Genomic DNA, 17,109 nt, shown 5'->3' on the forward strand with positions numbered 1-17,109 from the left:
CTCCGAAGAGATCGCTCGACTTGCATGTGTTAGGCACGCCGCCAGCGTTCATCCTGAGCCAGGATCAAACTCTCAAAATAAAATTGAAGTTTAGCTTCAATTTTATATCGCCAACGAATCTTTTACAGATTCCGTTGCTCAAAATAAAATTGATTCTGTGCTCAGATATATCTGAATATCTGGCTTAATTATGGTTTGTAAGAGTCCGAACAAATCGTTCGAACAAATTTATCTGCTGTTCAGTTTTCAAAGATCATTTCTTATTTTCTTTCGCCCTTTCTCAAGGACAAGTATTACTATACCATCGTAAATTATATTCGTCAACACTTTTTCATAAACTTTTTTTGACTTTTTTTATTCATTTTTATAATACATTGAAATTTCAACCTTAATAGGGGTTGTATTTTTTTGTCTTATGTTCATTATTTTACCTCTATTTTATTGCTTTAGGCATACTATAATGATACTATATATTTAGGAGGAGGTGCTAATTTTATGAAATATATCAGAGAGGCCGGAAACGGGTTTACTCATCTTTTCGGAGCAATCCTTTCTTTTGTCGGATTGCTTGCGCTGGTTATAAAAACATCTATTTACGACCCCGATCCTCTTTCAATTACATCTGTTATTATATTTGGTATGAGCATGATATTTCTTTATACAGCTTCGACTGTATATCACATGGTTATATCTACAGACAAGGTCATAGCCTGGCTTAGAAAACTGGATCATTCAATGATATTTATTCTTATAGCCGGTTCATATGCTCCTTTCTGCTTCATATCACTTAACACTCCATCAGCATGGATACTATTTTCTGTAATTGCTCTTGTGGCAATTGCAGGAGTATGTTTTAAGCTGATATGGTTCAGATGCCCAAGATGGCTTTCAACACTTATGTATGTTGCCATGGGATGGCTTTCGGTAGTTCTTATTGTGCCGCTTTACAAAGTTCTTTCTGCATCAGGACTTTCTCTTCTGGTTGCAGGTGGAATATTTTATACAATCGGAGCAATTATATACGCTGTAAAACCATCATTCCTAAATTTTAAATATTTTGGTTTTCATGAAATTTTCCACGTATTTATAATTCTTGGAAGTCTGTGCCATTTTCTATGTGTTTATATGTATGTAATTGTAAAATAATATATAACTCAAATCAAAAAGGACTTCTTATCTAGAAGTCCTTTTTGATTTGTTTGGGATTATGAGTTTTATTTAAGGATATTACTGTGCCTTTTATAATATCCGTAAAAGCAAATTTCTATAATATAATCGTACCACTTTACCACTTTTTATTATTTTATAAACATTCAGTATTTCAATATATATCAGTTACCCTCTAATATATACTTATTTATTACTGAATTTTTTACATATACCCGCTACTACTCCACTAAGAGCTACTAATGCCATTGCGTTTGGTATAACCATAAGACCATTGAAACAGTCTGCAAGCTGCCAAACAAGTTCAACTTTTAGAGTTGATCCTACTATTATGAAAACTACTACTATTAAAGAATATATCTTTACAGCCTTATCTCCGAACAGATACTTCACGTTTATCCGTCCAAAGAAATGCCATCCAAGTATAGTTGAGAAAGCAAAGAATAGAAGACATACTGCTATAAATAAATCTCCTCCGCTTCCAAATGTTCCCATAAATGCAGCCTGAGTAAGAGCTATACCTTCTTTACCTGAATCAAGTACTCCTGAAACAAGAATTGATATTGCTGTAAGATTAAGTATTATAAATGTATCTATAAATACACTTATCATCGCTGTAAGACCCTGTTCATGAGGGTTTTTAGCTGTTGCTCTTGCATGTGCATGTGGTGTAGAACCCATACCTGCTTCATTAGAGAAAAGACCTCTTGCAACACCATATCTTATAGCTTCTTTAATTGATATACCTACTGCACCACCCATAACAGCCTGAGGATCAAATGCTCCGACTATTATCATTTTAAATGCTTCTGGAACCCGTGTAATATTCATTCCTATAAGTAATAAACTTCCTATAATGTATATAAATGCCATAATCGGTACTATTTTTTCAACTACAGATGCAAGTCTGCTTGTTCCACCGATAAATACGAATCCCGCTGCTACAGCTACAAGTATTCCTACTGCAACTGGTGGTATATTTATGTTTCTTTCAGCAAATACTTCAGAGAACGCAGCTCCTATTGAGTTTGATTGAACCATGTTACCCATAAATCCAAGAGCAAGTATTATAAGTACAGAGAATGTCGCTGCAAGGAATTTTCCGAATCCTCCCTTGAATGCAGCTCTTATATAGTATACCGGACCTCCTGTAACCTCGCCATTTTCAACTGTTTTGTATTCCTGTGCAAGTGTTGCCTCTGAATATATTGTAGCCATTCCGAAGAATGCACTCATCCACATCCAGAAAATAGCTCCAGGTCCTCCTGATAAAAGTGCAGTAGCTGCACCAGTAAGGTTTCCTGTACCAACCTGCGCTGCTATTGCTGTTGCAAGTGACTGAAATGGTGTCATTTCACCGTTTCCTTTTTTCTCCCCATTTAACTTAAGATGACCAAATACAAGTTTAAATCCCTCTCCGAATTTTCTAACCTGTATGAACTTCAGACGGAAAGTAAAATATATACCTGTTCCGCAAAGTACTACCAGCAATAATGAGTTCCATAATACCCCGTTTACTGCCACTACAAATTCCAATAAGCTGTCTAAAAACTGTTCCATATTTCTCCCTCTTCCTTTCTTTAAAAATGAAAATAAAATAAGAGCTGATATAAATCAGCCCCCTTAAAGAGTAGAACATATGCATGCGGTACAAACAACCCGCTATACTGCTCTGTCCTTTTGCCTGAGAGATTACAGGTTAAACCTGCGTACACCTTCGGCGCCCCTTTGTTTGGAGACTCTCCAGAGTAAATCTGTTTTTTATAATACTTTTCTGCTACGGTTTTATCATACCATTTAAATTATATAATTTCAAGGTATTTTACGAATTTAATGAAAATATAGAACATTTTATTTCCCAATTTATTTCCTTATCTAAATATACGGTTTTATCATTGTTTTATTTACTCTTATCGTTAATTCTCTATGTTATAATTTTAATATAAATTAGAAATCATATAACTAATTTCTGGAAGGTGATTATTATGAATATTTTAGTAGCTGTCGACTCTTTCAAGGGAAGTCTTTCCTCTCTTGAAGCAGGTCAGGCAATAGCTGAAGGTATAAAAAATGCATCAGATAATTTCAATGTAGAAGTTTTGCCTGTTGCTGACGGTGGTGAGGGTACATACAAGGCTATAGGAGATTATCTTGATGGGGAATTTATAGAGCTGTATGTGACAGACTCTCTTGGAAACAAGATAAAAGTAGAATACTCTATTATAAATTCCGGCGGTAAACATACTGCTGTCATAGAAACCGCTCAGGCATGTGGGCTTCCCGATGTGCCAAAGGAACTTAGAAATCCTCTTTATACAACTACATACGGTCTTGGAGAAATGATCCTCGATGCGATAAAAAAAGGTTGCAGAAATTTTATAATAGGACTTGGAGGAAGTTCTACAAATGATTGTGGAATTGGCATGCTTCAGGCTCTTGGATATAAATTTTTAGATGATAATATGCAAAATGTAGGTTATGGAGGAATAAACCTTGAAAAAATCAGATATATCGATCCTTCAAATGCAAATGAATTTATCCCCAAATGTAACTTTAGAATTGCATGCGATGTGGACAACCCTCTATATGGAAAGAATGGAGCTGCTTATATATACGCTCCACAAAAGGGAGCTACTCCTGAAATTGTAGAGAAACTCGATTCAGGTATGAAGTCTTTTTCAAATCTATGTGCTGATTTTTATGGAGAAGATATATCATCTACACCAGGATGCGGAGCTGCCGGTGGACTTGGTTTTGCATTTATGAGATTTCTAAACACAAAGCTTGAATCTGGTATAAAAATAGTACTGGATGAGATAGTTTTTGAAAAACATGTTAAAAACTGTGATATTGTTGTAACCGGTGAAGGAAGAATGGATAATCAGACAGCAATGGGAAAAGCCCCTGCTGGTATAACCGAGATAGCACAAAGATATGGAAAAAAAGTCATTGCGATTGCAGGCTCACTTGATGACGATATATCTGAATGTAACAAAATCGGAATAATATCGTGTTTCTCATCGATAAATAAAATCTCCACACTTGATGAGGCATTAAACAAAGATAATGCATATAGAAATCTTGTTTCTACAACAACGCAGATATTCAGACTTATAAATGAGCTGAGCAACTAAAAATTGTAAATAGCTTACCAATACTTTTCCTATACATAGATAAAACCGTGAGAATTTTTCTCACGGTTTTATCTTTTAGCATATTCTATATTATAAATTTGTATGTATGTTATTTGAAATCCATTAGATTTATATACCTGATTTTGTATATCCTTTTATCTAAGCATTCTCATCGCATTTAATACTGCAATTATAGAAACTCCGACATCTGCAAATATTGCTTCCCACATATTCGCAACTCCACCTGTACTCATAAGCATTACTATTATTTTTACGGACATCGCAAATATTATATTCTGCCATACTATTGTATTTGTTCTCGCAGCTATTTTCTTTGCTGTAGACATTTTTGAAAGTTCATCTGTCATAAATACAATATCACTTGCCTCTATTGCAGCATCCGAACCAACTCCACCCATGGCTATACCTATATCGGCCCTTGCAAGAACCGGAGCATCGTTTATTCCATCTCCTATAAATACAGTTTTTCCTGTTTCGTTTTCTTCTGATATTTTTTCAAGTATTTCTACCTTCTGGTTTGGAAGAAGATCTGAATATACCTCATCTATTCCAGCTTCTTTGGCTATTTTTTCTGCAGCTGCTCTGTTATCTCCTGTAAGCATTACAATTCTTTTTATTCCATTTTTTCTCATATCGGCTATTGCCTGAACGCTGTCTTCTTTTATCTCGTCTGATATTACTATCGCTCCCAGATATTTTCCATTTACTGCTACATATACAACTGTTCCTGCTTCAGATATCTCCTCAAATTTTATATTTTCAGAGTTCATAAGTTTTGAACTTCCAGCAAGTATTATCTCTTCGCTATATACTGCCTTTATACCGTGCGCAGGAATTTCCTCGTATTCTCCAGCTTTTTCTGTGCTGAATTCATCTTTGTATCCGTATTCCTTGCATGCATTTTTTATAGATAGTGCTATAGGATGATTTGAATTCTCCTCAGCTATTGATGCATATTTCAGTATATCCTCTTTTGTTGCATCCCTGCATATTACATCTGTTACTCTGAATACTCCTTTTGTTATTGTACCTGTCTTGTCAAGAACAACAGTATCTGCTGTTCTAAGCGCCTCAAGATAGTTACTTCCCTTTATAAGTATTCCGTTTTTAGATGCAGTACCTATTCCACCGAAGAAACTTAGAGGTATAGATATTACAAGTGCACATGGACATGAAACTACAAGGAATATAAGTCCTCTGTAGAACCAGCTATAAAAACTATCCCATCCTGTAAATATTGGAGGTATAAATGCTACAGAAAGTGCAAGCACTATTACAATAGGTGTATAATATCTACAGAATTTTGATATAAAATTTTCCGTATGTGATTTTCTGTTTCCGGCATTTTCCACCATATCAAGTATTTTGGTAACAGTAGAATCTGAATACTCATTGACTACCTCTGCATATATAAGTCCACTTGTATTTATCGTACCTGATAGTATATTATCTCCTTTAAATACTTCTCTTAAAACAGATTCTCCTGTTATGGCAGAAGTATCCACCATTGAGTTTCCCTCTGTAACAACAGCATCAAGAGGCACTTTTTCTCCAGGTTTTATAACTATGATATCTCCTTTTTTGACCTCTTCAGGAGATAACTTCTCTATTTTGTCATTTCTTTTTACATTGGCATACTCGGCTTTTATTTCCATAAGAGCAGATATTGATTTTCTTGACTGACCTACTGCTCTTCCCTGAAGATATTCACCTATCTGATAAAAAAGCATAACTCCTACAGCTTCGGAATACTCTCCAATTGCAATAGCTCCTACTGTAGCAATCGCCATAAGGAAGTTCTCATCTGTAACTCTACCTTTGAACATATTTTTTATAGCATTTAATAGTACCTCTCCACCTATAAGAATATAAGCTACCATATATATAATCCACGAAAACTCGAAGTCTCTTTCAAATAATGCAAAGATATATACAAATACTCCGACAATTATTTTTATCATCTCAGAGTTTATATTTTTACCCGTTTTTTCGTCATGATGGTGTTCATGCTCATGATGATGCCCATGGTTGTGTTCGTGTCCATCTCCGCAATGGCTTGAACAACCTCAGCCACCTCCACCTTTTCCAGAAAAATCAATTGCTCCAACAAAATTATTTGAGGCAAGGCTTATACTAAGTCCGTCTTCTGTATCATCTATTATATCGGCTATTTCATGCACATTTTTATCGTTTATATCTGAATCTTTCATATAAACACTAAGTTTTTTAGCTACAAAATTCATATTCGCATTTTCCACATACGAAAGATTTGAAATTTTATCCTCTATCTTCTGTGCACAATGCGCACAGTTAAGTCCATCAAGTATAAATTCAATTTTTGCACTCATAGATATCTCCTCCTATTTGTAGTATTCCTCTTTTACATGTGCTAGTCCACACTCAAATATTCTGCTTATGTGTTCATCATCAAGTGAATAGAAAACCATCTTGCCTTCTTTTCTTGATTTTACAAGTCTTGCAGATTTTAAAACTCTAAGCTGGTGTGATATAGCAGAATGTGTCATTCCCAGAAGTTCTGCTATATCACATACGCACATTTCATTCGAAAAAAGCGCAAACAGTATCTTTACTCTTGTAGAATCTCCAAAAACTCTGAACAAATCAGCCAGATCACCCAACATCTCATCTGAAGGCATATGACTTCTTGTTTCATCTACTACATCATCATGTATTATGCTTTCCTCACACTCTTCACAGTATCTTTTATCTGAATTTTTTTCCATATTTCTATCTCCTTTGTTATATAAATATATGAATAACTGTTCATATGTTTATTATAATTCCGATTCTGCTCAACGTCAATACAATATATGAATAATTATTCATATATTGTGTAAAAACTTTATCTGATAGACATAATTTATAAATTCTTAAAAATGTAACCTATTAATATATCAACAAATTATTACAGTTTTATAAATTATATTGTTTCAAATAAACGTTCTCTTATAATATATTTATAAAATAGGAATTGAATTGCTTTAATATTATTGAAAGGAGAAAATTAAATGACTGAATTTAATCCAATCAGAATGACAAGGTTATTAAATATAAAAAATATAGAACTTTATTATATATATAGTGATAATGTTCACAGTAAACTTGATTTTAATTATTATGTTTTGATAGTAGATTTAAGACGAAAAAGTACAATGGAAGATTTTCCAACGGCAGATCCAGATGATGAAGAATATATTGTTAGAGATAATCTAATATTAGTAACTTTTATAACAAAAAAACACTTTAAAATTTTTGAGGAATTTGAACCTATAGCGATGATAGTATCGGATTTGATAGAGCCTAAGGAAAGCTGTATTCAAAAGTATGAAGTATTCGAAGATAATAATATTCCTGATGGCATTTGTATGGGATATGGCGTCGTAGAATTTACTAATAAGTATTTAAAAAGACTAGGACTTGATTCTATTGATGATATAGAACTTGATAAATTTAATTACTTATCTCAAGATTAGATTATATCAATATTAAATAAGGCAGAAATTCTTTCAGAGAATCTCTGCCTTTCATTTTTATATTAATTTCATTATTCATCCAGAAAATCGTAGAAATCCTCATTTCCAGACTCTACAAAATCATAAAGTGCATTCTGTTCAAAGAACATCTCATCCCGGAATTCAATATATTCACTGTACTTTGCCTTTAACTGCCCGTTTATATAATCTCTGTCTCTCTCTGAATATGTTCCTACAAAGAACATCCCGTCTATACAATAATATATCGCTTTTATATCATTATTTATTACATATGATTTTTTGCCGACATGGTCGTTGTTGAAATTGAATCTCGTAAAGAATACCGCATCCTCCATATCACTTTTAAGCATATAAGGATTATCTACATAGAATTTTTCTGCAAATTCCTTATAATCTCCATTTATTGTATATACGGTTACATACTCTTCCTTTGATATCTCATCAAACACTTCAAAATCATACATAGGCTCAATATCTGCAATAAGCACAGATTCCAATCTGAATCCAAGTTCTTCATCCTTTGCTATATTGACTGCCATTTTGCAACTATAATATCCGTCGCTGTCTTCATATATTACATCTACTACATATTTTCCGTTTCCTCTTTCGTGTACATCTGTTTTCAGAAGAGCTCCGTTTATTTTTGTTATATGCATAGATCCTATCTCTTCACTTTTTGAATAATATGTAAGTCCCTCTCTGTCCCAAGCTATAAGCCTCATAACCATATAGTTTACAAATTCTACTTCTGTTTCTATTTTTTTGCATATTTTAGGGAACATATCGTATATAGTAATCTCTGTTTCAAAGTTGTTTATTATATCTATATATTCGTCGATATTTCCAGAAAGCTCTTTTCCGTATTTTATATTTCTGCTTCCAAAATGCTTTATAAGGAAAAGTGCCTCTTCCTCTTCTATAAATATTCTATCCGATCCAAGACCTCCCATAAGTCTTTCTTCTTCTATTCTTTTCTCATCATCTGATGGATTTCTCAGACTTACATAGTCGCAAAGTCCCAGTCCCTCAGAATCCAAAAGGAAATACTGATAAAACTCTCCATTCTCATCTTCTCTTTTTATAATAAGTCCCATACTTCCCATAAGTCTGGAATTTGTAATCTTTGCATATATAAACTTCATATTCTACCTCTCTTTGTTATTCATTATGTCTATATTTTATCACAATGAAACCATATGCCCAACCTATCTAAATAATTTCAAATTTTTCTGTACTTATATAACATACTGTTGTATACTATATAGAAATACATTTCTGGAAGGGGGAATATAATTTGAAAAAAAGAGCAGCATTTTTTGATATAGATGGAACACTTTACAGAAATTCACTTATGGTAGAACACTTCAAAAAGCTTATAAAATATGAAATTATAGATGAAAAAACATGGATTGAGCATGCCAGAAGCACTTATGTAGACTGGGATACAAGAAAAGGCGATTACGACGACTATTTACTAGAGGTCTGCAATATTTATGTGGAATCTCTAAAAGGCGTTGAATGGGACAGTATAGAATTTGCTACAAAGCAGGTAATGAAAACAAAGGCTGATAGAGTATATAAATTTACAAGAGAAAGAATAAAAAAACATCTCGAATCTGGAGATATTGTAATATTTATTTCTGGAAGCCCCGATTTTCTTGTAAAGAAAATGGCTGAAAAATACGGTGTAACCGATTATCTTGGAAGCCAGTATATTGTCAGGGATGGATATTTTACAGGAGAACTTGTCCCTATGTGGGATTCAAAAAGTAAAAACAAAGCCATTGCAGAATTTGTGGAAAAATACAACATAGATCTTTCAGAGTCATACGCATACGGAGATACTCATGGCGATATAAATATGCTTAGAAATGTCGGGCATCCAGTAGCCATAAATCCAACCTTTGAACTTTTTGAGGGTATTAAAAAAGATAAGGAACTTTCTTCTAAAACAGAAATAGTTGTGGAAAGAAAAGATGTACTTTACAGAATGAATGCCAATGCTAATATTTCACAGTTCTAACAAAAAATCAGGAGCTACATTAACATTATGTTAGTGTAACTCCTTTTTAATTTCTATAATAAATATATCACTATATAATATATTCATTTCAGAACGTGTAAATATTAAAAATATCTTTTTATATGTTTTCTGATATCTCTTTCATAAAATAATATAAACTGACTGTATACTATATCATAAGCAACAAATGCAACATTATAAAATGGTACAAGGAATATAAGGCTCATCTCTTCTGATATAAATTCTCCAAGAAGAAAATTAAGCACGACAAATATTATATTCGCAAATACAATTTTTATAATCCATTCAATTTTTATGTCTCTTCCCCTTTCAATAAATTCTTTTACAGAACCATATATTGCAAAAGTAAGGGCAAACAGTATCCATTGAAATTTATTCGATATTATCAGAAATGATATAAGCACAGATGCTATACTGAAAACGGCACCTGCTCTGCTTCCGTACTCCATAATTATTATAGATGAGATAAGTGATGCCAGTCCCATTATGAATATTGTGTTAATAGGAACAAAATTCATGGCTATAAGTATAATAGCCTCAAGTGCAAGCATCATACCTCCAGATGCAATTATCTTGCTCTTTGATGCCATATTATCTCACCTCATAATTAACAGCAAGTTATGAAATCTCCACCCATACATTCGCAGCATGAGTCACAGCACCATAACTGACAGCATGTTGTACAGCAGTCATCTCCACAGCAACAGCAACATGGAAGACATCCTGACGAATCATATCTTCTTCTCTCGTTGTAATATCTGGCTCTGTTGTCGTATCCATTTCTGTATCCGTTGAATCTGTTGTATTCCTCATCATATTCTCTATTATCCGGATCCATGAATCTTGCCTTTTTCATATAATCCTCGCTTTCTTCATACATCCCCAGTTTTGAGGCTGCCTTCCCAGCAAGGTAAAACCATTCAGCACTTCTATCTCCAGGCATTACTGTTTTTAAAAGATCATATGCTGCTGAGAATCTTCCACTTTCTATCATTCTTTTTGCTTCAATAACTATATTTCTATCTGCATAATTTCCATACATTTTCCGCACTTCCTTTCTTTTCTCCATATAATATATTTTTGTATCTTAGATATACTCCTGAAAACATAATATTATCTATAATCCCTATATTCCATTTAAGTTTCAGCTCGTCTATCGATTTTGATGCCATTCCAAGACATATTGAAATAAGTCTGTCCACCTTTTTTTTCAGTTCATCATCCGACGGAGAGTAATTTACAAATGGATTGTATCTTCCCTTTTTCAAATCTTCCTCCAGATCTTCATATGCATCCAAAGTATATATATATTTGCCTATATTGAATCCTATATCTCTTAGATATACCTCATACTCATCATTTTTATATGCAAATATTTCTCCCATTATTCTACCGAATGTATTCGATACCTCATCTATATCTGTAGATTTATTTCTTTCAAGTTCTGCAAGCTTATCCAGCTCTTTTTTTATTATTTCGGCTTTTTCAGGATACATTTTCTTTGCTTTTGATGCACTGCTTTTTCCTATTGAAAAAGCTATTTTATCTTTTATTCTTCCATCGTCATTTACATTGTCCTCAAGTTTATAGTATGTAAGAAGTACATTCATAGCGGCTGCATATTCTGTAATTTCATTTATTAGAACCTTCTTTTTCTTCATAGGGTTTGCTATGCACACCTCTTCTGTTACCTTTGACTCAGGATTGTATATTGCCGAAAGCAGAACTATAAGAAATGTTATATCATAATTCAGAGAAAATCTTGAAATTTCACCGTGCTCTCTTTTCAGACATTTACAAAGTCCACAGTAATAACTTCTGTAGTGCTCGTATTCTCTGAATGTAAGATCCATTTTATTTATTTTTACATATCCAAACATTTAAGTTCCTTTCAGTCGTTTATTTATTATATTGATTATAGCACTTTTTATATCTTTTGTTGTGAATAATATTTAATCTTTATAGATTATTAATATTTTGATGGATTAATATTTCCCAGAAAATAGAATACCTGTACTTTTTAATCAAGTACAGGCATTTTTTATCTTTATTTATTTCATAACCGCAGATTTTATTATATCTACTTTCTCACTATATGTCTTTCCATCTTCTCTGAAAAGTGCAGATGTTCCAAGCACATATACATCAACTATATCTCTGTCCATCATTGCAATCGTATCCGGATTTATATTTCCATCCACTTCAACTATAGGTCTTTTATCCATATGAGCAGTCATTTTCTTAAGCTTATCAAGCTTCTTTAAAACCCCCATATTAAATTTCTGACCTGCAAATCCAGGATTTACAGTCATCATAAGAATCATATCTATTTTATCCAGATACTTTTCCAGTACTTCTACAGGAGTCTGAGGACTTATTGCTATAGACACTTTTATTCCTGCATCCTTTATCATCTGTATATCTCTTTCTACGTCGTCACTTGCTTCAAAGTGAAACGATATATACTCAGGCTTTATATGACTGTACATTTCTATATATTTACCGGGATCTATCGTTGCAAGATGTATATCAAGAGGAATACTTGTTTCCTTTTTTATATATTCTAATGCATATGGACCCATAGCAAGATTATTTACAAAAATTCCGTCCATTACATCACAATGCAAAATATCCACATTTGCTTTTTCTAGTTTTTCAAGTTCTTCCTTAAGTGCAAGCTGATTTGCACACATTATTGATGCTGCTATTTTCATAATATCCTCCAGAAATGCAGCCCTCAACATTTATCTTTATCCTACAAACTTATTCTATATTTTTTTATACATTTTATCAAGATTTATATTTATTTATTGTAATATTCAGTATGTTTCAATTTTACGAAACATTTTTTCAGCCAAATAGTTTTAAATTTTCAAAAAATATAAAAAATGTATTGACAGCTTTGCCGTAAAAAGTCATAATATTATTAAATTTCTAAAAATCCGGATTGTATACAAGTTCATTAAGATAGAGGTGAAATTATGAGTGAAAAAATCAGTATTGGAAGTGTTATAAAATTTGGAGGTGCTTATATAGCATATATTATAGGTTCAGGTTTTGCGACAGGTCAGGAAATAGTACAGTTCTACACATCCTATGGTATGCTAAGTATTGCTGCTGTTCTTATAAGTATGTTTCTATTTGCATGGGTTGGTGCAACTGTAATGCGTCACGGATATGAGAGTACTGTTTCTGGAGACAATACAGGTGCATACCAAAAATTCTGTGGAAAACATTTAGGAACTTTCTATGAATACTTTGTTGCATTCTTTCTTTTCTGTGTAGTTGTAATCATGCTTTCTGGAGCTGGGGCTACTTTAAACGAATACTATGGACTTAACCACTATGTAGGAAGTGCAGCTATGGCTATAGTTGTGTATCTTGCATATGTATTTGGTCTTAAAGGACTTATAAATATAATCGGGACTATCGGTCCTGTAATAATAGTTTTTACAATTGGAGTTGGTATAATATCTATATTAAATTCAACAGGGGATCTTTCTTCTGCAAATAGTATAATAGCTTCTATGGAGATTCCAAAGGCATCCCCTCAGTGGTGGCTTAGTGGTCTTCTTTATGCAGCATATAATATTTTCGGTTCTATTATATTCCTTTCAGAACTTGGAAAAAATGCAAAATCATCAAAAGAAGCTTCTATGGGAGGTGCATTCGGAGGAATAACTCTTATGGTAGGTACTCTTCTTATGAACGTAGCATTCCTTGCAAATATAAGTGAAGTTGGAGCTCTTGAAATACCTACACTTTATCTTGCAGACAGAATTTCTCCAGTTATAGGAGTTATCTTCTCTGTAGTACTTATACTTGGGATATTCTCAACAGCAGCTCCTATGACATGGACTGTATGTGACAGAATAACAAAAGAGGGCACTGTAAAATCAAAAGTTGTTGCAGCTGTTGTTGTTATATTGGCATTTATCGGAGGTCAACTTCCATTCGGACAGCTTGTAGGTACTATATACCCTTGGACAGGTTATCTTGGATGTCTTCTTTTTATCTGTCTTGCGGTATACGAAATCAAGAACAGAAAATCATTGTAATTACAGAGGTGAAATAATATGAAGCTAAAAATCAGAGATGAACTTACACAACTTGAAAAAAACAGCTATGCTTCTGCAGAACTTGTAATTCCTGAAAATTGTATAGATTGTGGAGAGGGATGTAATCCTTATGGATATCCAAAGGAGATATTAGATACTTTTAAAAATTTTGATACAGATAAGATTTTTCCATATCCTCACAGTATGGCAACTACAGATGCCATAATCGATTACTGGAAAAACGAATGCAATCTTGAAAGAGAAAACATATTGCTTGCTGATGGAAGTATCTCCGCTCTTTATCTTATAAATAATATTTTTAATATAAAGGGAGCGAAGGTACTTGGGTTTGCACCGCAGTTTGCAGATTTCTCAGCAAATATAAGATTACTTGGTATGGACTACAAACCTTTTTATGCAAATGCAGAGAATAACTTCAAAATGAATGTTGAAGATCTTATAGATACAGTAGACGAGACATACAGTCTGGTATATATAGACAATCCTAACAATCCAACTGGACAGATATTCGGCTGCGATATGATAAAAAAACTTCTTGATAAATGTGCCGAACTTGGAGTATGTGTCATTATCGACGAAGCATACGGAGATTTTATGAAAAAGTCAAATTCATCAGTTCAGTTCCTTGAGGATTATGAAAATCTTATAGTTGTTAGAACTTTTTCTAAGGGATTTGGTCTTGCAGGTCTTAGAGCAGGATATATTCTTGCTTCAAAGATGATAATCTCCTATATGAATAAGCTTTCAAACCCTTATCAGATAGGAGAACTTACCAGAGAACTTGCTGCATCTGCACTTAAAGTTGGCAATAATTTAGATGCAACTATGGATGAGTTCTCAGATGCGAAGTCTCAGATACAGAAAATAATAGGAAATAATCTAAACATGGCAGAGACAGGTATGTCTGTATCAATCTGTACTCTTTACCACAAAGACAGCAATATCGACCTTCAGTCAGAGTTTCTGAAATATGGAGTTCTTACTGTACCAGGTGCCGAGTTTGACGGACTTGACAAGTCTTTTGTAAGGGTAAGAATGCCTAAAAAAAGCGAACTTCCTTCGCTACTTGATGCAATAGCTAAAATAGACCTAGCCTAGTCTATTATATAAATAAAATTCCTTTAGTCAAACGGTGATATAATTCACCGTTTTTTATTTTGAAAATATAAAAATTCCGGCAATACCTATCTTATAGGTATGTCGCCGGAACCGATTTCTAATATATAATATCTTCTCATCTCGTCAATTCTAAATAGTTCAGATATCACTGGAATATCTACATAGACTTTCTATATATCTCTTCTAATGCTTTTTTATCAAATACAACTGGATGATTTTCTATATTTCCAAGAGAAACCTTAAATGCATTTTCAGCCATCCAAGGTATATCAGATTCCTCTATTCCAAGTTCAGAAAGCCCTCTATCAAGTCCTATTCTCTTTATAAATGCTCTTACTCTGTCGGCACAGTCAAGTGCACTGTTTCCACCAAGAAGAACAGAAATAGTAGCGTATCTTTCAGGGTCTCCCTCCCATGAAGCTTCTACTATCGCAGGTGTAAGAGCTGCAAGGCCTTCTCCATGTACTATATTTTTTATTCCACTTGCTGGATGTTCCATAGCATGAGGAAGAGCACAACCAGATGCTCCTATTGCCATACCTGCAAGAGTACTTGCAAGTGTTATTTTCTCCCATACAACAGTATCTCCTGTTTCATCTTCAACTGCAGGAACTCCATTATCAGCTATCAGTTTCATAGCATATGCTGCATATGCATCAGACATTGGTGTTCTTTTCTTTGTAACATATGCTTCCATTGAGTGTGCAAGAGCATCAAATATTACAGCTGCTCTTACTCTTTTGGGCATTGTCATCATAAGTTTTGGATCTACTATTGAAACTTTTCCATATATGGCAGCGCTTCTTATAGATTTTTTATCTCCTGTTTCACCATCTGTAAGAACTGCATAACAGTTACCCTCACTTCCTGTACCACATGTAGTAGGAACAAGTACAAGTGGAAGCGCCTTGTCTGAAGACTTTCTTCCATACATATACTCAACTGCATCTCCTCCATTTTCAGCTATAAGTGCTATAGCTTTTGCAGCATCCATTATACTTCCTCCGCCAAGAGCAACTACTACATCACAGTTTTCTTTTTTAGCAATTTCAGCTCCCTGATGTACAGTTGATACAAGAGGATTCCGCGTTACTTCATTGAATATAACACCATCTATTCCCTCATTTGCCAGAAGTTCCACTGATTTTTCAAGAAGTCCTGATTCCTTTGAACTTCTTTTACCTGTAACTATAAGTGCTTTTTTCCCGTATTTTGCTGTTTCACGTCCAAGCTCATTTATCTTATCGCATCCAAATAATATATTTACTGGTAGATTGTAGTTAAATTCTATTTTCTGCATGTCATTTTCCTCCAAAATTTATCTGTTTTCAATGCTTTTTAGGTATCTTAAAAAACTGTTTATATCATCTATATTCACTGGATATACCTTATCGTCTTCTTTTGATTCCTTCTCTTTTTCATCTATTATAAATCTGAATGAAAGTCTTAATCCAAAAAGTTCATAAGATACTTCTTTAAGAAATCTTCTATACTGTGTCTCCATTATCTGAGCAGTTCTAAGATCTTTTACTGTTACATATACAACACCTGAATCGTATCCACTCTGATAACTTTCTCTGAACATACTCTGATATACTGCAGGACTTATAAGTTCCTGAATTCTCCCAAGCATAACTTTCCATATATCCATAACATCTATGTTCTGTATATCTGCATTTAATTCTTCTTTTTCTTCTTCAATTTCAGGTTTTGGGGGTCTTACCTCTACTGTCTGTTCTTTTAAATTTGTCAAATCTGATTTTTCAAGTGATTTTATACCTATATCTATTATTTCATCTCTTGATATAAATACAATATTTATATTTTCAGCTCCATTTATAACAGCTGATAGATATTTTTTTATAATATAGATATATACATCATTTACTCTGTTTTTTATATCTTCATTTTTTACTATTATATACAGCGTATCTTTGCTGAATTTTATTTTGTCAATTCCTTCTGATATAGCCTGTATATCCTCTGACATTGAAGATATTGCATCTTTTATAATGTTCTCTATGTCCATA

At 33.4% G+C, this 17,109-nt stretch carries 17 protein-coding genes, 1 rRNA gene and 1 riboswitch; of the genes, 6 read left to right on the forward strand and 12 right to left on the reverse strand.

Features of this window, described 5'->3' with window-relative positions:
- Positions 1-80, reverse strand: a 16S ribosomal RNA gene (locus EXD82_RS02860); the annotation flags it as partial.
- A 415-nt stretch (positions 81-495) separates the two neighbouring features.
- Here EXD82_RS02860 and trhA point away from each other — a divergent pair.
- Positions 496-1,146: a PAQR family membrane homeostasis protein TrhA gene (trhA, locus tag EXD82_RS02865; RefSeq protein WP_142535411.1), complete on the forward strand. Its 651-nt coding sequence runs from the start codon at positions 496-498 to the stop codon at positions 1,144-1,146.
- 207 nt (positions 1,147-1,353) lie between these two features.
- On the opposite strand, the gene EXD82_RS02870 is transcribed toward trhA, so the two are convergent.
- Entirely contained in the window at positions 1,354-2,727 is a 1,374-nt protein-coding gene (locus tag EXD82_RS02870; protein ID WP_142535412.1) for an alanine/glycine:cation symporter family protein, read from the reverse strand.
- A gap of 102 nt (positions 2,728-2,829) precedes the next feature.
- Positions 2,830-2,924: riboswitch (glycine riboswitch) on the reverse strand.
- Between the two features lie 228 nt (positions 2,925-3,152).
- On the opposite strand from EXD82_RS02870, the gene EXD82_RS02875 reads away from it, so the two are divergent.
- Positions 3,153-4,301, forward strand: coding sequence for a glycerate kinase (locus tag EXD82_RS02875; RefSeq protein WP_142535413.1), 1,149 nt, complete (start codon positions 3,153-3,155; stop codon positions 4,299-4,301).
- Positions 4,302-4,456: 155 nt separating this feature from the next.
- Here the strand turns inward: EXD82_RS02875 and EXD82_RS02880 are convergent, their stop codons facing one another.
- From EXD82_RS02880 to EXD82_RS02885, 3 genes are all read right to left on the reverse strand, one after another.
- Entirely contained in the window at positions 4,457-6,202 is a 1,746-nt protein-coding gene (locus EXD82_RS02880; protein WP_330573686.1) for a heavy metal translocating P-type ATPase, read from the reverse strand.
- Positions 6,203-6,388: 186 nt separating this feature from the next.
- Positions 6,389-6,670, reverse strand: coding sequence for a heavy-metal-associated domain-containing protein (locus EXD82_RS10520; RefSeq protein WP_330573687.1), 282 nt, complete (start codon positions 6,668-6,670; stop codon positions 6,389-6,391).
- A 12-nt stretch (positions 6,671-6,682) separates the two neighbouring features.
- Positions 6,683-7,066, reverse strand: coding sequence for an ArsR/SmtB family transcription factor (locus tag EXD82_RS02885; protein WP_142535414.1), 384 nt, complete (start codon positions 7,064-7,066; stop codon positions 6,683-6,685).
- A 285-nt stretch (positions 7,067-7,351) separates the two neighbouring features.
- Between EXD82_RS02885 and EXD82_RS02890 the strand changes: the two genes are divergently transcribed.
- Complete coding sequence (locus EXD82_RS02890) at positions 7,352-7,816, forward strand: hypothetical protein (RefSeq protein WP_142535415.1); 465 nt, start codon at positions 7,352-7,354, stop codon at positions 7,814-7,816.
- 71 nt (positions 7,817-7,887) lie between these two features.
- On the opposite strand, the gene EXD82_RS02895 is transcribed toward EXD82_RS02890, so the two are convergent.
- On the reverse strand, positions 7,888-8,979 hold the full coding sequence (locus EXD82_RS02895) for a hypothetical protein (RefSeq protein ID WP_142535416.1): 1,092 nt from the start codon (positions 8,977-8,979) through the stop codon (positions 7,888-7,890).
- Positions 8,980-9,131: 152 nt separating this feature from the next.
- On the opposite strand from EXD82_RS02895, the gene EXD82_RS02900 reads away from it, so the two are divergent.
- Entirely contained in the window at positions 9,132-9,860 is a 729-nt protein-coding gene (locus EXD82_RS02900) for an HAD family hydrolase (protein WP_142535417.1), read from the forward strand.
- 104 nt (positions 9,861-9,964) lie between these two features.
- On the opposite strand, the gene EXD82_RS02905 is transcribed toward EXD82_RS02900, so the two are convergent.
- The 4 genes from EXD82_RS02905 to EXD82_RS02920 all read right to left on the reverse strand — a co-directional run bounded on the left by EXD82_RS02905 (position 9,965) and on the right by EXD82_RS02920 (position 12,595).
- Positions 9,965-10,471: a hypothetical protein gene (locus EXD82_RS02905; RefSeq protein WP_142535418.1), complete on the reverse strand. Its 507-nt coding sequence runs from the start codon at positions 10,469-10,471 to the stop codon at positions 9,965-9,967.
- A gap of 17 nt (positions 10,472-10,488) precedes the next feature.
- On the reverse strand, positions 10,489-10,923 hold the full coding sequence (locus EXD82_RS02910; RefSeq protein WP_142535419.1) for a tetratricopeptide repeat protein: 435 nt from the start codon (positions 10,921-10,923) through the stop codon (positions 10,489-10,491).
- Positions 10,901-11,761 carry a DUF5685 family protein gene (locus EXD82_RS02915; RefSeq protein ID WP_142535420.1) on the reverse strand — a complete coding sequence of 287 codons (861 nt, stop codon included), beginning with the start codon at positions 11,759-11,761 and terminating at the stop codon, positions 10,901-10,903. Before EXD82_RS02915 ends, EXD82_RS02910 begins: the two co-directional genes overlap by 23 nt.
- 171 nt (positions 11,762-11,932) lie before the next feature.
- Positions 11,933-12,595, reverse strand: coding sequence for a ribulose-phosphate 3-epimerase (locus EXD82_RS02920; RefSeq protein WP_142535421.1), 663 nt, complete (start codon positions 12,593-12,595; stop codon positions 11,933-11,935).
- A gap of 267 nt (positions 12,596-12,862) precedes the next feature.
- Between EXD82_RS02920 and EXD82_RS02925 the strand changes: the two genes are divergently transcribed.
- Positions 12,863-13,939 (forward strand): YkvI family membrane protein, encoded by a 1,077-nt coding sequence (locus EXD82_RS02925; RefSeq protein ID WP_142535422.1) that lies wholly within the window; start codon positions 12,863-12,865, stop codon positions 13,937-13,939.
- An 18-nt stretch (positions 13,940-13,957) separates the two neighbouring features.
- Complete coding sequence (locus tag EXD82_RS02930) at positions 13,958-15,058, forward strand: pyridoxal phosphate-dependent aminotransferase (protein WP_142535423.1); 1,101 nt, start codon at positions 13,958-13,960, stop codon at positions 15,056-15,058.
- 178 nt (positions 15,059-15,236) lie between these two features.
- On the opposite strand, the gene EXD82_RS02935 is transcribed toward EXD82_RS02930, so the two are convergent.
- Positions 15,237-16,379 (reverse strand): iron-containing alcohol dehydrogenase, encoded by a 1,143-nt coding sequence (locus EXD82_RS02935; protein WP_330573688.1) that lies wholly within the window; start codon positions 16,377-16,379, stop codon positions 15,237-15,239.
- Positions 16,380-16,397: 18 nt separating this feature from the next.
- Positions 16,398-17,108: a hypothetical protein gene (locus tag EXD82_RS02940; RefSeq protein ID WP_142535424.1), complete on the reverse strand. Its 711-nt coding sequence runs from the start codon at positions 17,106-17,108 to the stop codon at positions 16,398-16,400.
- Between the last annotated feature and the right edge of the window lies 1 nt (position 17,109).

Source organism: Peptacetobacter hominis, assembly GCF_006861675.1.
GTDB classification, from domain to species: domain Bacteria; phylum Bacillota; class Clostridia; order Peptostreptococcales; family Peptostreptococcaceae; genus Peptacetobacter; species Peptacetobacter hominis.

Excerpts from the sequence above, each read along its gene's own strand:
- EXD82_RS02905 (WP_142535418.1), bottom strand. The coding sequence starts at position 10,471 with ATGGCATCAAAGAGCAAGATAATTGCATCTGGAGGTATGATGCTTGCA.
- EXD82_RS02910 (WP_142535419.1), bottom strand. The coding sequence starts at position 10,923 with ATGTATGGAAATTATGCAGATAGAAATATAGTTATTGAAGCAAAAAGA.
- EXD82_RS02870 (WP_142535412.1), bottom strand. The coding sequence starts at position 2,727 with ATGGAACAGTTTTTAGACAGCTTATTGGAATTTGTAGTGGCAGTAAAC.
- EXD82_RS02940 (WP_142535424.1), bottom strand. The coding sequence starts at position 17,108 with ATGGACATAGAGAACATTATAAAAGATGCAATATCTTCAATGTCAGAG.
- EXD82_RS02880 (WP_330573686.1), bottom strand. The coding sequence starts at position 6,202 with ATGGTAGCTTATATTCTTATAGGTGGAGAGGTACTATTAAATGCTATA.
- EXD82_RS02915 (WP_142535420.1), bottom strand. The coding sequence starts at position 11,761 with ATGTTTGGATATGTAAAAATAAATAAAATGGATCTTACATTCAGAGAA.
- EXD82_RS02895 (WP_142535416.1), bottom strand. The coding sequence starts at position 8,979 with ATGAAGTTTATATATGCAAAGATTACAAATTCCAGACTTATGGGAAGT.
- EXD82_RS02920 (WP_142535421.1), bottom strand. The coding sequence starts at position 12,595 with ATGAAAATAGCAGCATCAATAATGTGTGCAAATCAGCTTGCACTTAAG.
- EXD82_RS02890 (WP_142535415.1), top strand. The coding sequence starts at position 7,352 with ATGACTGAATTTAATCCAATCAGAATGACAAGGTTATTAAATATAAAA.
- EXD82_RS02925 (WP_142535422.1), top strand. The coding sequence starts at position 12,863 with ATGAGTGAAAAAATCAGTATTGGAAGTGTTATAAAATTTGGAGGTGCT.
- EXD82_RS02885 (WP_142535414.1), bottom strand. The coding sequence starts at position 7,066 with ATGGAAAAAAATTCAGATAAAAGATACTGTGAAGAGTGTGAGGAAAGC.
- EXD82_RS02875 (WP_142535413.1), top strand. The coding sequence starts at position 3,153 with ATGAATATTTTAGTAGCTGTCGACTCTTTCAAGGGAAGTCTTTCCTCT.
- trhA (WP_142535411.1), top strand. The coding sequence starts at position 496 with ATGAAATATATCAGAGAGGCCGGAAACGGGTTTACTCATCTTTTCGGA.
- EXD82_RS10520 (WP_330573687.1), bottom strand. The coding sequence starts at position 6,670 with ATGAGTGCAAAAATTGAATTTATACTTGATGGACTTAACTGTGCGCAT.
- EXD82_RS02935 (WP_330573688.1), bottom strand. The coding sequence starts at position 16,379 with ATGCAGAAAATAGAATTTAACTACAATCTACCAGTAAATATATTATTT.
- EXD82_RS02930 (WP_142535423.1), top strand. The coding sequence starts at position 13,958 with ATGAAGCTAAAAATCAGAGATGAACTTACACAACTTGAAAAAAACAGC.